This window comes from Mesorhizobium sp. WSM4841 (genome assembly GCF_055811515.1).
Genome location: NZ_JBVVQC010000002.1, coordinates 154,282 through 173,161, shown reverse-complemented (window position 1 = coordinate 173,161; position 18,880 = coordinate 154,282). Strand labels below are relative to the sequence as shown.

16 protein-coding genes are annotated in these 18,880 nt (G+C 63.4%); 10 read left to right on the top strand and 6 right to left on the bottom strand.

Features of this window, described 5'->3' with window-relative positions:
- Positions 1 to 204: 204 nt before the first annotated feature.
- Entirely contained in the window at positions 205 to 654 is a 450-nt protein-coding gene (locus AC0L14_RS02840) for an SRPBCC family protein (protein ID WP_473748594.1), read from the bottom strand.
- 158 nt (positions 655 to 812) lie between these two features.
- Here AC0L14_RS02840 and AC0L14_RS02835 point away from each other — a divergent pair, with 158 nt between their 5' ends.
- Positions 813 to 2,618 carry an IlvD/Edd family dehydratase gene (locus AC0L14_RS02835; RefSeq protein ID WP_473748593.1) on the top strand — a complete coding sequence of 602 codons (1,806 nt, stop codon included), beginning with the start codon at positions 813 to 815 and terminating at the stop codon, positions 2,616 to 2,618.
- A 215-nt stretch (positions 2,619 to 2,833) separates the two neighbouring features.
- On the opposite strand, the gene AC0L14_RS02830 is transcribed toward AC0L14_RS02835, so the two are convergent.
- Positions 2,834 to 3,253, bottom strand: coding sequence for a GFA family protein (locus AC0L14_RS02830; RefSeq protein WP_473748592.1), 420 nt, complete (start codon positions 3,251 to 3,253; stop codon positions 2,834 to 2,836).
- A 193-nt stretch (positions 3,254 to 3,446) separates the two neighbouring features.
- Between AC0L14_RS02830 and AC0L14_RS02825 the strand changes: the two genes are divergently transcribed.
- The 3 genes from AC0L14_RS02825 (at position 3,447) to AC0L14_RS02815 (ending at position 6,264) form a co-directional block, all read left to right on the top strand.
- Entirely contained in the window at positions 3,447 to 4,265 is an 819-nt protein-coding gene (locus AC0L14_RS02825) for a chromate resistance protein ChrB domain-containing protein (RefSeq protein WP_473748591.1), read from the top strand.
- Positions 4,262 to 5,707, top strand: a complete 1,446-nt coding sequence (gene chrA / locus AC0L14_RS02820) for a chromate efflux transporter (RefSeq protein ID WP_473748590.1) — start codon at positions 4,262 to 4,264, stop codon at positions 5,705 to 5,707. Before AC0L14_RS02825 ends, chrA begins: the two co-directional genes overlap by 4 nt.
- A 158-nt stretch (positions 5,708 to 5,865) precedes the next feature.
- Entirely contained in the window at positions 5,866 to 6,264 is a 399-nt protein-coding gene (locus tag AC0L14_RS02815) for a hypothetical protein (protein ID WP_473484024.1), read from the top strand.
- A 23-nt stretch (positions 6,265 to 6,287) separates the two neighbouring features.
- Here AC0L14_RS02815 and AC0L14_RS02810 read toward each other — a convergent pair whose 3' ends face one another.
- Both AC0L14_RS02810 and pdxR read right to left on the bottom strand, forming a co-directional pair.
- Entirely contained in the window at positions 6,288 to 7,877 is a 1,590-nt protein-coding gene (locus AC0L14_RS02810; RefSeq protein ID WP_473526121.1) for a trimethylamine methyltransferase family protein, read from the bottom strand.
- A gap of 196 nt (positions 7,878 to 8,073) precedes the next feature.
- Positions 8,074 to 9,567, bottom strand: coding sequence for a MocR-like pyridoxine biosynthesis transcription factor PdxR (pdxR, locus tag AC0L14_RS02805; protein WP_473748589.1), 1,494 nt, complete (start codon positions 9,565 to 9,567; stop codon positions 8,074 to 8,076).
- Positions 9,568 to 9,888: 321 nt separating this feature from the next.
- Between pdxR and pgi the strand changes: the two genes are divergently transcribed.
- Positions 9,889 to 11,532: a glucose-6-phosphate isomerase gene (pgi, locus tag AC0L14_RS02800; protein ID WP_473748587.1), complete on the top strand. Its 1,644-nt coding sequence runs from the start codon at positions 9,889 to 9,891 to the stop codon at positions 11,530 to 11,532.
- 5 nt (positions 11,533 to 11,537) lie between these two features.
- Positions 11,538 to 12,260, top strand: coding sequence for an HAD family hydrolase (locus AC0L14_RS02795; protein ID WP_473748586.1), 723 nt, complete (start codon positions 11,538 to 11,540; stop codon positions 12,258 to 12,260).
- Here AC0L14_RS02795 and AC0L14_RS02790 read toward each other — a convergent pair.
- On the bottom strand, positions 12,244 to 13,008 hold the full coding sequence (locus tag AC0L14_RS02790; RefSeq protein ID WP_473748585.1) for a class I SAM-dependent methyltransferase: 765 nt from the start codon (positions 13,006 to 13,008) through the stop codon (positions 12,244 to 12,246). The two genes, AC0L14_RS02795 and AC0L14_RS02790, sit on opposite strands and share 17 nt — an antisense overlap.
- A 7-nt stretch (positions 13,009 to 13,015) precedes the next feature.
- Positions 13,016 to 14,710 carry a long-chain-fatty-acid--CoA ligase gene (locus AC0L14_RS02785; protein WP_473748584.1) on the bottom strand — a complete coding sequence of 565 codons (1,695 nt, stop codon included), beginning with the start codon at positions 14,708 to 14,710 and terminating at the stop codon, positions 13,016 to 13,018.
- Here AC0L14_RS02785 and AC0L14_RS02780 point away from each other — a divergent pair.
- The 4 genes from AC0L14_RS02780 (at position 14,664) to AC0L14_RS02765 (ending at position 18,878) form a co-directional block, all read left to right on the top strand.
- A complete protein-coding gene (locus AC0L14_RS02780) occupies positions 14,664 to 15,134 on the top strand; it encodes a hypothetical protein (protein WP_473545106.1) in 471 nt (156 codons plus the stop codon). The genes AC0L14_RS02785 and AC0L14_RS02780 overlap by 47 nt on opposite strands.
- 166 nt (positions 15,135 to 15,300) lie before the next feature.
- Positions 15,301 to 16,893, top strand: coding sequence for an ABC transporter substrate-binding protein (locus AC0L14_RS02775; protein WP_473748583.1), 1,593 nt, complete (start codon positions 15,301 to 15,303; stop codon positions 16,891 to 16,893).
- Positions 16,894 to 16,951: 58 nt separating this feature from the next.
- Positions 16,952 to 17,959: an ABC transporter permease subunit gene (locus AC0L14_RS02770; protein ID WP_473748582.1), complete on the top strand. Its 1,008-nt coding sequence runs from the start codon at positions 16,952 to 16,954 to the stop codon at positions 17,957 to 17,959.
- Between the two features lies 1 nt (position 17,960).
- On the top strand, positions 17,961 to 18,878 hold the full coding sequence (locus tag AC0L14_RS02765) for an ABC transporter permease subunit (RefSeq protein ID WP_473748581.1): 918 nt from the start codon (positions 17,961 to 17,963) through the stop codon (positions 18,876 to 18,878).
- Positions 18,879 to 18,880 lie beyond the last annotated feature (2 nt).

Sequence of the window (18,880 nt, the reverse complement as noted above, 5' to 3'; positions counted from 1 at the left end):
CGGGGCCGCGCCGCCGCGCCGGGCTGCGCGCGCGGGGGGGGCGCCGCCCCCCCGGGGGGGGGGGGGGGGCGCGCCGCCGCGCGCCGCGGGGGGGGGGGGCCGCCTCAGCTGCCTCGACCTCTTACGAAAGAAATGTCGGAGCGCGTCGCCACCGACCCCACCCGGCCCTTCGGGCCACCCTCCCCGCAAGGGGGAGGGGCATGCTCAGCCGCCCCCCATCTCGCCAAAACTCGAAAAAAACAGCCCGGCAAGGTTCTTAGCCGTGGATTCGATCAGTCGGCTGCCGAGCTGGGCGATCTTTCCGCCGACATCGGCCTTGGCCGCATATCTGAGGATCGTCGCCTCCGGCCCGTCGGCGGTCAGCGTCACATCGGCGCCGCCTTTGGCAAAGCCGGCGATGCCGCCCTTGCCCTCGCCCTGGATGGTGTAGGAATGCGGCGGGTTGAGATTCCTGAGCGTCACCTCGCCGTTGAACGTCGCCTTGATCGGGCCGATCTTGAGCACCACGGTCGCCCCCATCTCGGTGTCTGACTTCTTTTCGAGGCTTTGGCAGCCTGGAATGGTCTGCCTCAGAACGTCCGGGTCGTTCAGCGCTTCCCACACTTTTTGCAGGGGTGCGGCGATGCGTTCCTCGCCTTCGATCACCAAAGCCATCAAAATCTCCCGGATACAAAATTGACAAACCCCGATCCCGTCTAGCGTGGGGCCCGATGTATGTCTATCGCACCAAAGTCCGGATTCGGATGGCGCGTGCCTCTTGCCTGCTCTCGCGCGTTGTCATATCGATTTGTCATACAAATACGGAGACCATGATGGCCGGCGCCCCCACAACGAAGAAGAAATTTCGCTCGCAGGAGTGGTTCGACAATCCCGACAATCCGGGGATGACGGCGCTTTATCTCGAGCGCTACCTGAATTACGGACTGACGCGTGCCGAACTGATGTCGGGCAAGCCGCTGATCGGCATCGCCCAGACCGGTTCGGATCTGTCGCCCTGCAACCGCCATCATCTCGAACTGGCCAAACGCGTGCGCGAGGGCATCGTCTCGATGGGCGGTATCCCTTTCGAGTTCCCGTGCCACCCGATCCAGGAGACGGGCAAACGTCCGACCGCGGCACTCGACCGCAACCTTGCCTATCTCGGCCTGGTCGAGGTGCTCTACGGCTATCCGCTCGACGGCGTCGTGCTCACCATCGGCTGCGACAAGACGACGCCGGCCCTGCTGATGGCAGCGGCCACCGTCAACATTCCAGGCATCGCGCTGTCGGTCGGCCCGATGCTCAACGGCTGGCACAAGGGCAAGCGCACCGGCTCTGGCACCATCGTCTGGGAATCGCGCCAGCGTCTGTCGGCCGGCGAAATCGGCTACGACGAATTCATGGACATCGTCGCCTCCTCGGCGCCGTCCACCGGCTATTGCAACACAATGGGCACCGCCACCACCATGAATTCGCTGGCCGAGGCGCTCGGCATGCAACTGCCGGGCTCGGCCGCGATCCCCGCGCCCTATCGCGAGCGCGGCCAGATCGCCTATGAGACGGGAAAACGTATCGTCGACATGGTGCATGAGGATCTGAAGCCTTCCGATATCATGACCCGGCAGGCCTTCGAGAACGCCATCGTCGTCAATTCGGCCATCGGCGGCTCGACCAACGCGCCGATCCATCTCAACGCCATCGCCCGCCATCTCGGCGTGCCGCTCGACAATGACGACTGGCAGAAGGTCGGCCTCAAGATACCGCTTATCGTCAACCTGCAGCCGTCGGGCGAATATCTCGGCGAGGATTATCACCATGCCGGTGGCGTGCCGGCGGTGGTGGCCGAACTGATGAAGGCCGGGCTGTTGCCCCATCCCGACGCCATGACCGTCAACGGCAAGACGATGGGCGACAATTGCAGTGGGGCCGTCAACGAGAATCTCGACGTCATCCGCACCGTCGCCGAGCCGCTGAAAGCCAATGCCGGCTTCATCAATCTTAGGGGTAATCTGTTCGATTCGGCGATCATGAAGACCAGCGGCATCTCGCCCGAATTCCGCGAACGCTATCTGTCGAACCCGAAGGACCCCGAGGCCTTCGAAGGCAACGCCATGGTCTTCGACGGGCCCGAAGACTACCACGCCCGCATCGACGATCCGGCGCAAGGCATCGACGAGCACACGATCCTGTTCATGCGCGGCGCCGGTCCGATCGGCTATCCCGGCGGCGCCGAAGTCGTCAACATGCAGCCGCCGGCCCATCTCATCAAGAAGGGCATTCATGCGCTGGCCTGCATCGGCGACGGCCGCCAGTCGGGCACGTCGGGCTCGCCGTCGATCCTCAACGCCTCGCCCGAAGCCGCCATAGGCGGCGGGCTGGCGCTGTTGAAGACCGGTGACCGCGTCCGCATCGACCTGCGCAAGGGCACCGCCGACATTCTCGTCACCGACGACGAGATCACGCGCCGGCGCGCCGAGCTGCAGAACAGCGGCGGCTATCACTATCCCAAGCACCAGACTCCATGGCAGGAGATCCAGCGCGGCATGGTCGACCAGTTTTCCGAAGGAATGGTGCTGAAGCCGGCGGTGAAATACCAGGATGTGGCGCACACCAGGGGCGTGCCGCGGGACAATCACTGAACGCCTCTCCTTTCCTTCTCCCCTTGTGAGGCCCGAAGGGCGGGCGAGGACCGTGACTCGCCCCGGGCGGTGGATTGGCGCGCAGCGCCGAGACGGAAGAGGGGTGCTGGACGGAGTGCCGTCGGTGCCAAGCTGGAACACCCTTCATCCGACCTCGCTTCGCGAGGCCGCCTTCTCCCACAAGGGGAGAAGGAAGAGCCGTACCCCAGCGGCGCCTATAGATAAGCAGTGATCTCCGGCGCCTGGTCCTGCCTGTCGCGCTTGCCGTCCTCGTAGACGATTGGTGCTGCGGCGAGTTCCTCTTCGGTGACGTCGTCGAGGCAGGCGACGTTCACCGCCCAGAAATTCCCGCCCATGAAGTCGAGATAGCCGCGCGAGAGAAAATTCGCGCCGCAGTTCGGGCACATATAGTGGTTGATGTCACCTTCCGGCCAGTTCGACGGCGTCGCCTTGTATTCCCGCATCCGGTCGCGGCCGTCCGTCACCCGCACGGCTTCATAGGCTGCGAAGGATTTCCGGTAGCCGAGTTTCCAGCAGAAGCTGCAATTGCATTTGCGGATGCCTTCGGCGAAGTCGATTTCGGCTTCGAAACGCACCGCGCCGCAATGGCAACTGCCGTGGTAGGTCTTCTTCATGGTTTTCCCTCCCAGAAATGTTCTGGCTCCGCCAATCCGGCCGTCGGAGCCAGAGCATCATTTGCTCCAGGCATGGCGCTTGACAAGCGGGCGCGACAAATCCACGATCATGGTAAGGGGTGCATCGCGACGACCCCGTGAGGCGTCAGCCCAACGTTCGCGTCCAAGCTTCTCTCTCAAGGAGGTGGACGCCATGCCGTCGACAACCGCTATCACCGTATCGCAACTTTCCCGTCTGATTGGTCTGCCGGGTGCGCCCGTGATCATCGATGTTCGCATCGAAGAGGACTACAACGCCGATCCGCGCCTGCTGCCGGCCTCAAGCCGGCGTGATTTCAAAACCGTCTCGATCTGGGCATCCGAATTCGCCGGCAGCCGAGTGGCAGTCGTCTGCCAAAGAGGACAAAAGCTCTCGCAAGGCGTGGCCGCATGGCTGCGGCACGAGGGCGTCGGTGCCGAATCCCTCGAAGGCGGGTTCGAAGCATGGCGCGATGCCAAGGGGCTTCTGGTTCACGCCGGCAAGATACCGCCCCGCGATGAAAAAGGCCGCACCGTGTGGGTGACGCGGACCCGCCCGAAGGTCGATCGCATCGCCTGCCCCTGGCTGATCAGGCGCTTCATCGATCCGAGCGCGATCTTCCTCTTTGTCGAGGCGGCCGAAGTGTCGGCCACTGCGGATCGCTTTCAGGCCGTGCCTTTTGACATCGACAATGTGTTCTGGACTCACCGGGGCGAACGCTGCACCTTCGACGCGATGATCGAAGAGTTCGGGCTCGAATCCGAGGCGCTCGACCGCTTGGCCATGATCGTGCGCGCAGCCGATACTGCAAGCCTCGACCTGGTTCCCCAGGCAGCCGGATTCCTGGCCGCCTCGCTTGGCCTGTCGCGGATGTTTCGCGACGATCTGGAACAGATGGAGGCGGGCATGCTGCTCTACGATGCGTTTTACCGATGGTGCCGCGACGCCACCGAGGAGACGCACAACTGGCCAGGCGCGAGCAAGCCATCATGAGCGCCCAAGCTTCGGAAGAAAAGGGGGCTTCTGACAAAACGGGGGCTTCGGAAAAAACGGGGGCTTCTGGAAAAACGGGCGAGACCGTCGAAGCGCCGGCTGCGCCATCCTTCCGTGAAGGCGTAAAACTCTGGGCGAAAATCGGCCTGCTCAGCTTCGGCGGGCCGGCCGGACAGATCGCACTCATGCACAAGGAATTGGTCGAGGAACGGCGTTGGATCGGCGAGCAACGTTTCCTGCATGCGTTGAACTACTGCATGCTGCTGCCCGGCCCTGAAGCCCAGCAACTCGCCATCTATATCGGCTGGCTGCTGCACCGGACGATCGGCGGCCTGGTCGCCGGTGTCCTGTTCGTCGCGCCGGGCGCGCTTGTGATGCTCACCTTGAGCACCCTCTATGCGCTGTATGGCGACGCTCCCCTCGTCGAGGCGCTGTTTTTCGGGGTGAAAGCAGCCGTGCTCGCCATCGTGATCGAGGCGATGATCCGGATCGGACGACGTGCCCTGAAGAACCGGGTCATGGTTTCGATCGCGCTCGCCGCCTTCATCGCCATCTATGCATTGAACATGCCGTTTCCGCTCATCGTCCTGCTTGCCGGTCTGACGGGCTGGATCGGAAATCGTGTTGCGCCGGCCCTTTTTTCCGGCGCGGCGCACGGCAAAGATGTGGTTCCCGACATCAAGGGCGCGGTCGACATGATGTTCGAGCGCGGCGAGCTGGCTCACACCAGGCCGACGCGATGGCATGCGCCGCGCATCATTGCGATCTGGTTGCCGATCTGGCTCGGGCCGATTCTTCTGATCTGGGCTTTTACCGGGTCTGCTAGTGTGTGGACGCAGATCGGTGGCTTCTTCAGCGTCATGGCGGTCGTCACCTTCGGCGGCGCTTACGCGGTCCTCGCCTATGTCGCGCAGGCAGCGGTCGAGTCCTTCGGCTGGCTCGCACCCGGTGAAATGGTCGATGGCCTCGGGCTTGCCGAAACAACGCCGGGTCCGCTCATTCTCGTCCTGCAGTTTGTCGGCTTTCTTGCCGCGTTCCGCCAATCCGGATCGTTGAGCCCGCTGCTTGCCGGATCGCTTGGGGCGATGCTCACGCTGTGGGCCACGTTCACCCCTTGCTTCTTCTGGATATTCCTCGGCGCGCCCTATATCGAATCCCTGCGCGGCAACAAGGCACTGTCGGCGGCGTTGGGCGCGATCACCGCCGCTGTCGTCGGCGTCATCATGAATCTCGCTCTGTGGTTCGGCTTGCACGTCATCTTCGGCGAAGTGCGCAACGTCGGTCTTGGGATGGACGTGCCGGTGTTTTCATCGATCGACTGGGGTGCGGCGCTGCTGTCGTGTGCTGCCATGATCGCCATCCTGAAGCTGAAGATCGGCATGCTGCCGACGCTTGCGGGATCGGCCCTCGCTGGCGTTTTGTTGCTGGCAGCGAGTGGTTAATGCATGTCGCGCAAAAGTGTGCAGCGGTTTTGCGATAACGACATGCATAAAGCAACAACCTAAAGCGCGTCGCATGCGCCCGGTCAAACGCGACGCGCTTTAGCGGCTGCGTGCGGCCGGCGCTTCGCTGCGGTTTCGGGCGTTCGGATAGGAACATCATGGCGAAACGGCGCTCCTCCCTAGGCTTCCTCGGAATGTTCGGCCGTTCAGGCGACCTCAGGCAACTCGACGCCGCGTTACGTGGCGTCGACCTTCATCCCGCCCTTGTGCCGGAGGGAGCAAAGCTCACCATCGTCAATCTGATGAAGGATCACTGGCCTGACGAGCCGCCACCACAAGCCTATCCACCGGTGGCACAGCTGCTTGGCTATTGTATTGCCGGACCGGAAGCATTCGAGCAATCCAACGGCCTTCAACGTAGGCTGGATGCGGAGCGCCGGATTGAAGCAGCACTTGAGGCCGGCGACAGCTTCGATGCGCAAATCATACTGATGACACTGCATGCCAAGCTGATCAGTGGCGAGGTCGCCGAGCGCTATGGTTTGAGCGCCGACTGACAATTTTTTGACGAGAAGCGTCCTCAGCCGCCCATGCCGCTGCGCGGCAGGTGGATCAGATTGCCGAAGCGGGCGCGCAACTTGTCGTCGACCGGCTTCGGCACATGGCGCGGGAAGCGCTCGGCGAGGATGCGTTTCTTCTCGATGATCGCCCGCTGCAAGATGTCGGGCCTGCCCTTCTCGTTCCACTCCTTCGGCGAAAAGCGGTCGCCGACCGCCGGATAGAAATATTCCGTCTGCATCAGCCGCAGCGTCTGCTCGTTGCCCAGATAGTGACCCGGGCCCTTCAGGCAAACGTCGGCGATGGTGTCTATCGACAGCGACTCATCGGTCACCTCGATGCCGCGCACGCAGCGCAGGCAATGGCCGAGCATGTCGTTGTCGATGATCAGGCTCTCCAGGCAGAAGCCGAGCAGCGAGGCGTGCATGCCGGCCGATTCGTAGACAAGGTTGAGGCCGGCAAGGCCGGCCATCACATCGGTGATGCCTTTTTCGTAACCGGACTGAATGTCGGGCAGTTTCGAATCCGTCATGCCGGCGGCCGAACCGCCCGGCAGGTCGTAGAATTGCGCCATCTGGGCGCAGGCAGCGGTCAGCACCGCTTGCTCGGCCGAGCCGCCGGACATGGCGCCGGTCCTGAGGTCCGAGACGAACGGCCAGGTGCCGAAGATCGCCGGATGCCCGGGTTTGATGGCGTTGACGTAGACGAGGCCGGCGAGCACCTCGGCCACCGCTTGCACCACCGCACCGGCGATCGCCGCCGGCGCCGTCGCACCCGCCTGGCCGGCCGACAGCAATAGGATTGGAATGCCGCCTTCGACGCAGGCCTCGAGTACGCCGCAGGCGTCCTCGGCGAATTTCATCGGTGGCACGACAAAACAGTTCGAATTGGAGACGAAAGGCCGCGCGCGAAAATTCTCTTCGCCGCCGGCAATCGCATAGAGCATGTCGAGCGCCGGCTTGACGTTCTCGCGTACCGTGAAGGACGTGCCGACATGCTTCGACGTGCCCATCACGCAGGCGTAGAGCGTGTTGAAATCCATGTCGAGCGGATCGGGAATGTCGCGCGGCACCATCGGCCGCTGGAAGAAATGGATGTTGTCGAGCCCTTCGACGATGCGGGCGGCGTCGTAGATGTCCTGCAGCAGCGACTCGCGATAACAGCGCCTCTCGACGTCGACCAGATGCACCGCGGCGCCCGCCGTGCCGTAATGCACGCGCTTGCCCTGGATCAGCATGTCGTGCTTGGGATCCTGGCCATGCAGCGTGAAATGGCGTGCGGCCTTCTTGATGGTATCGAGGACGAGCGCGCGCGGAAAACGGATGCGGCCGTCCTCGCCGAGCGTGGCGCCGGCCTTGGTCAGCGCCTCGATGCAGGATGGGATGGCATTGGCGAAGCCGACCGTTTCAAGCAGCGTCAGCACCGCTTCGTGAATGCGCTCGCGGTCGTTTCCGTTGAGCGGCCCGTAGCTCCCGCCTTCGAGGCCGGCGCGCACCGGCTTGATGTCGTCGGCAAGTGGTGCCGCCCGCATGGCGCGGCGCGCTTCGCGCCCGCCGGAACGCCGCGAACGTTGGTCCGAGGGCGTATCCGGCTTCTCAACAGCCACTGACATGGGAGGCACTCCACCTTTAGCTGCGAAGCGGGCGGCGGTGGTTGGTCCACCAGGTGGTTGGTCCACCATCGGCCCGCTTCGTCCCCTTATGCTTCGAACTATGCCGTCGGCATTGGCACAGCCTATGAGCCAGACGGTCCCGTCGCATATGCCAGAGCGCTAAAGAACGGTGGCCGGTCCCGGCCCGGACGAGGCATCAAGCCGCCGCCGGTCTGCGCCCGGCCGCCGTCGCCAGTTCTCGGATGCCGGGCTCGATGTGCTGCAGCGCGATCGAGGAGATGCCCAGCCGCATGAAGCGTGACGGCTTTTCGGTGCGGTCGAAGAAGCGGTCGCCGGGCTCGATGATGACACTGCGCGAGGCGGCGGCCTCGGCTAGCCCGCGCGAATCGGTGCCGCGCGGCCCTTCGAGCCAGAGCGACGCGCCACCGGCGGAATCGGTCGAGCGCCACTCAGGCAGGAAGGCGGAAATCGCATGGATCAGACGCTTGCGCCGTTCGTCGAAGGCACTCGACAGCCGCCGCACCAGCGCCTCGTGATGGCCAAGCGACAGGAACAGCGCGACCGCGCGCTGGTTGTTGGCCGGCGGATGACGCAGCATGAAGCGGCGCAGCGCGCGAAGCTCGGAGATCAGCCCGGCCGAGGCGACGATGTAGCCGAGCCGCAGACCCGGAGCCAGCGTCTTCGACATCGAGCCGACATAGATGACGCGGCCGGAACGGTCGAGGCTCTTCAGCGCCTGCTGCGGCGCCTCGTCCAGAAGCTGGCTGTCATAGCCGTCCTCGATGATGATCTGGTTGTGGCGATTGGCGCGCGCCAGCAAATCCTGCCGGCGCTCCGCCGATAGCGGCACCATGGTCGGGCAATGGTGGCTGGGCGTCACGAAGACGAAGCCGGAATCGTTGGGAATAGAAGCGGTTACAATGCCGGAATGGTCGACCGGAACCGGCGTGACGACGGCACCCGCCAACCGGAAGATCGAGCGTGCGTCGGGATAGCCGGGGTCTTCCATGGCCACCTTGGAGCCCTTGGTCATCAGCAGCGTCGCCAGCATGTAGAGCGCGTTCTGCGCGCCGAGCGTGACGATGATCTCATCGGGATTGGCGAAGATGCCGCGCCGCGGCAACAGCCGCGCCTGGATCTGCTCGATCAGCAGCGGATCGTCGCGGTCGACCATGTCGGACGCCCAGTTGCGGATCTCGAGCACGGCGAGGGCCATGCGGTTGCACTCGCGCCACTCGGCGGTCGGGAACAGCGCCGGATCGAACTGGCCATAGACGAAGGGGTAGGACGACTTGATCCAGTTGTCGTGCTTGGCTGGCGGCGGCATGTCGCTGGCCGCGATCTGCCGGCGCGCCTTCCAATCGATCTCATTGGCTTGGTCGGGCGCCTTCTGATGCGGTTTGGCCGGCGTCGCCAGCACGTCCGGATTGACGAAATGGCCGCGCCGTTCGCGCGCCACCAGGAAACCCTGGTCGACGAGCTGCTGGAAGGCCAGCACCACGGTGCCGCGCGCCACGCCGAGTTTCTCGGCCAGGATCCGGCAGGACGGAAGCGGCATCGAGGCGGCGATTTGCCGGTCGAGGATGGCGGCGACGATCGCTTGACGGATCTGCGCCTGCAGGGTCTGGCCGGATTCCGCCGAAATCCGGAACAGGCCGGACCATATGGCCGTGTCGTTTCGCTGTGGCATGGAAGAGGTTCCTCGATGGCCAGCTTTTTTCACTTGGCTGGACTAGTCGAATGTACCGGTGGCACAAGCTGTTGCGCCAATCAATTTTTCTGATCACTGGGATTTACGCCAGTGATCCTTCCCCCGCGTGACGCAACGCGTCATCGCGGCGCGACGCAACGCCCCATCCCAGCGTGACGCAACGCGTCATCGCTGCCTGACGCAGTGCGTCATCGCTGCGCATTGAAACCAGTGGATTTCGGCTAGATAGTTTGGACGCGACGACACGCGCCGGAAACATCCGGTCTGTTATGTTGGCATCTCAAGGCTCGGAGTGAAGCAGTGGATCAATCGTCCTTTCAAAAACAGCTCGACGCCCTGCGCGCTCATCGTGCGGCCGGATCAGGCAACATGCGTGACGCTTTCAATGCTGATCCGCAGCGCTTCGAAAAATTTTCCGCCACCGACGGTGACCTGCTGCTTGACTGGTCGAAATGCGCGGTCGATGCGCAGACGATGGATCTGCTGGAGAAGCTGGCGGGAGCCGCCGATCTCGAAGGCCGGCGCGCCGCGATGTTCTCGGGCAAGAGGATCAACGTCACCGAAGGCCGCGCCGTGCTGCACACCGCCCTGCGCAACCTGAACGGCAAGGGCATCGTGCTCGACGGCCAGGACGTGAAGGCGGAGGTTGTCGCCGTGCTCGATGCGATGGGCGCCTTCGCCGATGCCGTGCGCTCCGGCAAGGCCGCCGGCGCCACCGGCAAGAAGATCACCGACATCGTCAACATCGGCATCGGCGGGTCCGACCTTGGCCCGGCCATGGCGACGCTGGCGCTGGCACCCTATCACGACGGGCCGCGCACGCATTACGTGTCCAACATCGACGGCGCCCACATCCACGACACGCTGAAGGGCCTTTCCGCCGAAACCACGCTGTTCATCGTCGCCTCGAAGACCTTCACCACCATCGAGACGATGACCAATGCCGAGACGGCGCGCGAATGGGTGCAGAAGGCGCTGGGCAAGGAAGCGGTCGGCAAGCATTTCGCCGCCGTCTCGACGGCGCTGGACCTGGTGGCCAAATTCGGCATCGCGTCCGATCGCGTCTTCGGCTTCTGGGACTGGGTCGGCGGACGCTATTCGGTGTGGGGCGCGATCGGCCTGCCGGTGATGATCGCCGTCGGCCCGAAGAATTTTCGCGCCTTTCTCGATGGTGCGCACGCGATGGACGAACATTTCCAGACGGCGCCGCTGGCCAGGAACCTGCCTGCGCTGATGGGATTGATCGGCTGGTGGCATAGGGTGATCTGCCAATACCCCGCCCGCGCCGTCATTCCCTATGATCAGCGCCTGTCCAGACTGCCGGCCTATCTGCAGCAGCTCGACATGGAATCGAACGGGAAGAGCGTAACCCTTGACGGCGGCACTGTGACCACGCCGACCGGCCCGCTGGTCTGGGGCGAGCCCGGCACCAATGGCCAGCACGCCTTCTTCCAGCTGCTCCACCAGGGCACCGATTTCATTCCAGTCGAATTCCTCGCCGCGGCCATCGGCCATGAGCCGGATCTCAAGCATCACCACGATCTGCTGCTCGCCAACTGCCTGGCGCAGTCGGAAGCCTTCATGAAGGGCCGCACGCTGGAGGAAGCGCGCGCGCAGATGCTGGCAAAGGGTATGGCGCCCGCCGAAGTCGACAGGATCGCCCCGCACCGCGTCTTCTCTGGCAACCGGCCCTCAGTGACGATCCTCTACAGACAACTCGATCCGCATACGTTCGGACGGCTGATCGCGCTCTATGAGCACCGCGTCTTCGTCGAAGGCACGCTCTTCAACATCAATTCCTTCGACCAGTGGGGCGTCGAGCTCGGCAAGGAACTGGCGACCGGCCTGCTGCCTGTCGTGGAGGGCAAGGAGAATGCCGCAAAGCGGGACGCATCGACCGCCGGACTGGTGGGACACATCCACCGATTGCGCGGATCGGAGTAAGCGGCTTGGCCGAGATCAAGGGAATATTGTTCGACAAGGACGGCACGCTTGTCGACTTCAATGCGACATGGCTCGGCGTTGCCGATTTCATGGCGATGGATGCGTCGGAGGGTGACCGCTGGAAAGCCGACAGGCTGCTTGCCGCGGCAGGCTACGATTTCGCCGCCAAACGCTTCAAGCCCGACTCCATCTTTGCCTCCGGCACCAACATGGATGTCGTCGAGCTTTGGTTTCCGCGCCTGTCCGACGAAGACCAGATGCTTGCCGTCGCTCGCTTCAACGAGATCACGTCGGTGCAGGGCTCGTCGATGGCGGTGGCGCTGCCGGGCATCGTCGAGACGCTTGGCGTTCTTCACAGGAAATCCTACCGGCTCGGCGTCGCCACCAACGACTCGACCACTGGCGCTGAAAAGACATTGCTGACGCTGGGCGTCGCGCAGCTGTTCGACGCCGCCTATGGTTATGACGCGGTGGCCAATCCGAAACCGGCGCCCGATACGATCCTCGCCTTCTCGGACCTGACCGGCCTGAGGCCGGCCGCGATCGCCATGGTCGGCGACAATCGCCACGATCTGGAGATGGCGCGGGCCGGCGGCTGCGGTCTGGCGATCGGCGTGCTCTCCGGCACCGGCACGCGGGAATCGCTGTCGCAGATCGCCGACGTCATTCTGGATTCGGTTGCCGACCTGCCCGACTTTCTTTCGGCAAGAGTCAAGGAGACGACCTGAACTCGCAGGGCTGCTCCGGCTCGAACGAGAAGACGCCGCTCGGCTTCATGGCGGCGTCCCCGACTTCACCGACATCCCGCACGCGGTATTCGGCCAGCAGGCGAAGCCGCGAGCGGGGCAGGTAGGCGCGGCCCGGGTCGCCGATCAGCACATCGATGCCGGCCGCCAGGCAGCGGTCGAGGAAGGGGACGACCCGGTCGGCGAGGTCTTGCCCGTAAAACAAGTCGCCGGCTGCCACGACATCCACCGGCGGCGGCGGACCAGCGGTGATGTCCTCGCCGACCACCGTGATCGTAACGCCGTTCGCCGCCGCATTGAGGCCGAGCGCGGCGACACCGTTGTGGTCGATCTCGGCCGCGATCACTTGGCTGGCGCCGGCCTTTGCCGCGGCGATGCCGACGAGGCCCGAGCCGGCGCCGAGGTCGAGCACGCGAAGCCCGGCCACGGACTCCGGCCGATCGAGGATGTAGCGGGCAAGCACCGCGCCGCCGGCCCAGGCATAGGCCCAGTAAGGTGGCTGCGGCTCGGGCCCGTACTCGTCGGCTTCGGTTCCTTCTTCTTCCGGCTCGGCTGCTTGTCCTTCTTGATGCGTGAGCCGCCACAAACCGCTCGCTGGATGGGCTGCATAAAGCCGGATTTCGGGAAGCTCGGGAACAGGGGCGATACGCATGTTCGCCTTGATGAATGTCAGCGGATCGGGACGGGAAAGCGTGTCCGTCGCGTCGTCGGCAGTAAGGCAATTGCGCAAGTTATACCTATCCCCGCAACGCCCGCCGCAGGATCTTGCCCACCGGCGTCTTCGGCAGTTCGGTCCGAAACTCGATGTATTTTGGCCGCTTGTAGCCGGTCAGGTTCTCGCGGCAATAGACGGTCAGCACCTCAGCGGTCAGCGACGGGTCCTTCTTGACGACGAACAGCTTCGGCACTTCGCCTGAATGCTCGTCCGGCACGCCGATCGCCGCCACCTCGAGCACGCCCGGATGCAGCGCCACCACTTCCTCGAGTTCGTTCGGATAGACGTTGAAGCCGGACACAAGGATCATGTCCTTCTTGCGGTCGACGACCTTGGTGTAGCCGCGCTCGTCCATGAAGCCCATGTCGCCCGATTTGAAGAAACCGTCCTTGGTCATCACCTTGGCGGTCTCGTCCGGCCGGTTCCAATAACCGGCCATCACTTGCGGTCCGCGGATGCAGATCTCGCCGACTTCGCCGAGCGGCAAATCGTTGCCGTCGTCGTCGCGGATGGCGATCTCGGTCGAGGGCAGCGGCAGGCCGATCGTGCCGGTGAAGTTGCCATTGCTGAATGTGTTGGCGGTGGCCACCGGCGAAGTTTCCGAAAGCCCGTAACCCTCGGTGACCGGGCAGCCGGTCAACGCCTTCCAGCGTTCGGCGACACCCCTCTGCACCGCCATGCCGCCACCCAGCGTCAGGATCAGCGGCTTGAAGTCGAGCTTGCGGAAATCCTCATTGTTGAGCAGCGCGTTGAACAGCGTGTTGAGGCCCGGAAAGATGTGGATCGGGTATTTGCCGAGTTGTTTGACGAAGCCGGGAATGTCGCGCGGATTGGGAATGAGTATGTTCTGGCCACCCAACTGCATGCCCATCAGTGCGTTCACCGTCAGCGCGAAGATATGATAGAGCGGCAGCGCACAGATGAAGTTGAGATGCGCCGGCTTCGGCTTGACCGTGAAGGCGTCCTCGATCCAGAGCGCGTTCTGCGCCACGTTGGCCAGCACGTTGCTGTGCAGCAGCACCGCGCCCTTCGAGATGCCGGTGGTGCCGCCGGTATATTGCAGGAAGGCGACGTCGTCGGCAGCGACATGCACTGGCTTGAAATTCATGCCGGCGCCTGCCTTCAACGCGGCGTTGAACTTGACATGGCCCGGCAGCGACCAGGCCGGCACCATCTTCTTCACGCGGCGCACGACGAGATTGACGATCGTCCCTTTCAGGCCGCCAAGCATGTCGCCCATCGCCGCGACCACGATATGCTTGATCGCCGTCTTGGCGATCACCGCCTGCAATGTGTTGGCGAAATTCTCGAGAATGACGATGGCTTGCGCACCTGAATCCTTGAGCTGATGTTCCAACTCGCGCGGCGTGTAGAGCGGGTTGATGTTGACCACGATATAGCCGGCGCGCAGCACTGCCATCATCGCCACCGGATATTGCAGCACGTTCGGCATCATCAGCGCCACGCGTGCGCCCTTCTGCAGTCCCGTCGATTGCAGATAGGCGCCGAAGGCGGCCGATTGCCGCTCGACTTCCGCATAGGTGATGGTCTTGCCCATGCAGGTGAAGGCAGGCCGGCTGGCATACTGCTTGCAGGCGTCGGCGAGCAGGTCGCCGATGGAGCCGAAGGGCACGGCGCCGATCTCGGCCGGAACGACCTTCGGATAGCTCTTGAGCCAAGGCTTTTCCGGCGATCCGGCGCCAACCGCTTTCGGCAATCTCGTGGCCGGGCCAGGCTTCGACGCCGATGAAGCCGTTGTCGGGGCCGCTTTCGGCTTGGCAACGGCCGTTGGCGCCTTTGGCTTGTCGGAGCTGGCCGGTTTTGCGGCAGTTTTAGCCTTCGCTTTCGCTGGAGCCGTCGTCCTTGGTGCTTTTGCCACCTGTCCCTCCCTCGGTTGTTCTTATTGTCTCTGCTTGCGCGCCGCGTTGCCTCCGAATGCCAGAGATGTTCTCGCTGCTGCCGGCATCCAGGAAATCCAGCCTGCCAACTATGTATTGCGACTATCGGCAGCCGTGCAAGTCTGCCCCTGCGGCAAGACGGGAAGAAAATCTTCCGCGGCAACGACCAGCCGAAGGTCGCAGTTCCTCACCAACGCCGGGTTGAATATCAATAAAAAAATGCAGTCGTTAACAATACCGTGAAAGGCAGTAATTGACATTTCCTTCTCTTTTTTGGCGAGCGCGCAGAAATAAATTCTGCTTCCCGTGGGGTAGGCAAACGGGGTGTTCCAAAGCCGGAAAAACGGTGCTTATATGCGCGCTTCGCGAGCCTGATAGAGGGGCTTGGAAGAACATCAGGGAGTCCTCCATGAAAAAGAAACTGACTTTTGCGGCCGCGTTGCTTGCCGCAAGCGTCCTCGGCGGCATGGCCAATGCGAAACAGCTGGTCTACTGCTCGGAGGCGTCGCCGGCCGGCTTCGACCCGTCGCCGTGGAGCGGTGGCAACGACTTCGACGCGTCGTCGCGCACCATCTATTCGCGCCTGGTCGAGTTCGAACACGGCAAGACCACCATCACGGCTGGCCTCGCCGAGAGCTGGACGGTTTCCGACGACGGTCTCGAATACACGTTCAAGCTTCGGCCGGGTGTGAAGTTCCAGACCACCGACTACTTCACGCCGACGCGCGATCTCAACGCCGACGACGTGATCTTCTCCTTCGAACGCCAGTGGAAGAAGGAAAACCCGTGGTTCGACTATCTGGCAGGCACCGGCTGGGAATATTTTGCCGGCATGGGCTTCCCGGATCTTCTCAAGGAAATCGTCAAGGTCGACGACCTGACGGTGAAATTCGTGCTGAACAAGCCTGAAGTCGCTTTCCTGCCGGACCTCGGCATGGATTTCGCTTCGATCGTCTCCAAGGAATATGCCGATCAGCTCGACAAGGCCGGCACCAGGCAGCAATTCACCCAGAAGCCGATCGGCACCGGTCCGTTCCAGTTCGTCGACTACCAGGTCGATGCGGTCATCCGCTATGCGGCATGGGACGGCTACTATGGCGGCCGCCAGAAGATCGACGATCTGATCTTCGCCATCACGACCGATCCGGCCGTGCGCGCGCAGAAGCTGAAGGCAGGCGAGTGCGATATCATGTCGTACCCGGCGCCGGCCGACATCGCCGGCCTGCAGGCTGACCCAAACCTCAAGGTCGACGAGCAGGAAGGCCTGAACATCGGCTACATGGCCTACAACACGACGCAGCCGCCCTTCGACAAGGTCGAGGTCCGCAAGGCGCTCAACATGGCCGTCAACAAGCAGGCCATTCTCGATGCGGTCTATCAGGGCGCTGGCCAGGCGGCCATAAACCCGATCCCGCCGACGATGTGGTCCTACAACAAGGACATCAAGGACGATCCGTACGATCCCGACGCGGCCAAAAAGATGCTGGCCGACGCCGGCGTCACGGATCTGTCGATGAAGGTCTGGGCAATGCCGGTCAGCCGCCCGTACAATCCGAACGCCAAAAGAGTCGCGGAACTGATCCAGGCCGACTATGCCAAGATCGGCGTGAAGGCCGAGATCGTCAGCTACGAATGGACCGAGTATCGCGAACGCGGCAAGCAGAAGGATCGTGACGGCGCCTTCCAGCTCGGCTGGACCGGCGACAATGGCGATCCGGACAACTTCCTGTTCCTGCTCGGCTGCGACGCCATCGGCCAGTCCAACTATGCGATCTGGTGCAACCAGGAGTTCGAAGCTCTGCTGCAGAAGGGCAAGGCGACCACCGACGTCGCCGAGCGCACCAAGATCTACGAGGAAGCTCAGGTCGTGTTCAAGCGTGAGGCCCCGTGGCTGACCATCGCCCATTCCAAGGTCTTCATGCCGATGAACAAGAAGGTTTCGGGCTTCGTCATGGATCCGCTCGGCATTCATCGGTTTGACGGCGTCGACGTCACCGAATAACTCCTGAGAAATTGGACGGCGGCGCTGGACTTCCGGCGCCGCCGTTCTATGAAGTAAGATGCTCCGCTATCTCCTCCACAAGCTCGCCTTGATCATCCCGACCGTGTTCGGCATATCGCTGGCGGCGTTCGCTTTCGTCCGGCTTCTGCCGGGTGACCCGATCCTGGCCCTGGCCGGCGAGCGCGGCGTCAGCCCCGAACGCTACGCCGAACTTGTCGAGCGGTTTGGCTACAACCGGCCTTATGTCGTCCAGTATCTCGAGTATATCGGCAGGGTCCTGACCGGCGACTTCGGCATATCGATCGCCACCAAGCGGCCTGTGCTCGGTGAATTCCAGGCGCTGTTTCCGGCCACGCTGGAACTGGCGACGATCGCGCTGATCATCGCCGTACTCATCGGCATTCCCGCCGGCATCTTCGCCGCGGTCAAGCGCGGATCATGGTTTGACCAGGCGACGATGGGTGTGGCGCTGACCGGCTATTCGATGCCGATCTTCTGGTGGGGGCTGCTGCTCATCATCTTCTTCTCCGGCTATCTCGGCTGGACGCCGGTTTCCGGCCGCATCGGCCTTCAGTATTTCTTCAAGCCGACGACGGGGTTCATGCTGATCGACAGCCTGATCTCCGGCAAGAGCGGCGCTTTCAGGTCCGCCGCCAGTCATCTGGTCCTGCCGGCGATCGTGCTGGCGACGATTCCGCTTGCCGTCATAGCGCGCCAGACGCGGTCGGCGATGTTGGAGGTGCTGGGCGAGGACTACGTCCGCACCGCCCGCGCCAAGGGCCTGGCGCCGCGCCGTGTCATCGGGCTTCACGCTTTTCGCAATGCGCTGATCCCCGTCGTCACCACCATCGGCCTCCAGGTCGGCACGCTGATGGCGGGCGCCATTCTGACCGAAACGATATTTTCCTGGCCCGGTATCGGCAAGTGGATGATCGACGCGATCGCCAAGCGCGACTATGTCGTCGTCCAGAGCGGCTTGCTGATCATCGCGCTGATCGTCATGGCGGTGAACCTGATCGTCGACGTGCTCTACGCCGTTATCAACCCACGTATCCGGGTGCAGTGAGATGACCGACCAAACCACGGCAGAAGCCACCGCCGCCGCCATTCCGCCCGGCGGCCGGCAACGCGCCTTCACCGAGTTCTGGCATTACTACTCGATGAACACCGGCGCCGTCACAGGCCTGGTCGTGTTCTCGGCCCTGGTGCTGGTGGCGATTTTCGCGCCACTGGTCGCGCCGCATTCGCCTGACGAACAGTTTCGCGATGCGCTGCTGACGCCGCCGGCTTGGCAGGAGGGCGGCAGATCGATGTTCCTGCTCGGCACCGATGCGGTCGGCCGCGACATGCTTTCGCGGCTGATTTTCGGAGCGCGGTTCTCGCTGTTCATCGGTCTGGTCGTCGTCGTTTTCTCGCTGACCAGCGGCATCATCCTCGGCGTGCTCGCCGGCTATTTCCGCGGCTGGGTCGATACGCTGATCATGCGTATCATGGACGTCATCCTGGCCTTCCCGTCGCTGCTCCTTGCCCTGGTTCTGGTGGCGATCCTCGGACCCGGCCTGTTCAACGCCATGCTGGCGATTGCACTGGTGCTGCAGCCGCATTTCGCGCGGCTCACACGCGCGGCAGTGATGGCCGAAAAGAACCGCGAATATGTGATCTCCGCCAAGGTGGCCGGTGCCAGTCATCTCAGGCTGATGGTGAAGACGATCTTGCCGAACTGCATGGCGCCGCTGATCGTGCAGGCGACGCTGTCCTTCTCCAACGCCATTCTCGAGGCCGCGGCTCTCGGCTTCCTCGGCGTCGGCGCGCAGCCGCCAACGCCGGAATGGGGCACGATGCTGGCCACGGCACGCGAGTTCATCCTGCGCGCGCCATGGGTGGTGACCTTCCCCGGCCTTGCCATCCTGATCACTGTGCTTGCGATCAACCTGATCGGCGATGGGCTGCGCGATGCCTTCGATCCCAAGCTGAAGAGGTCGTGACC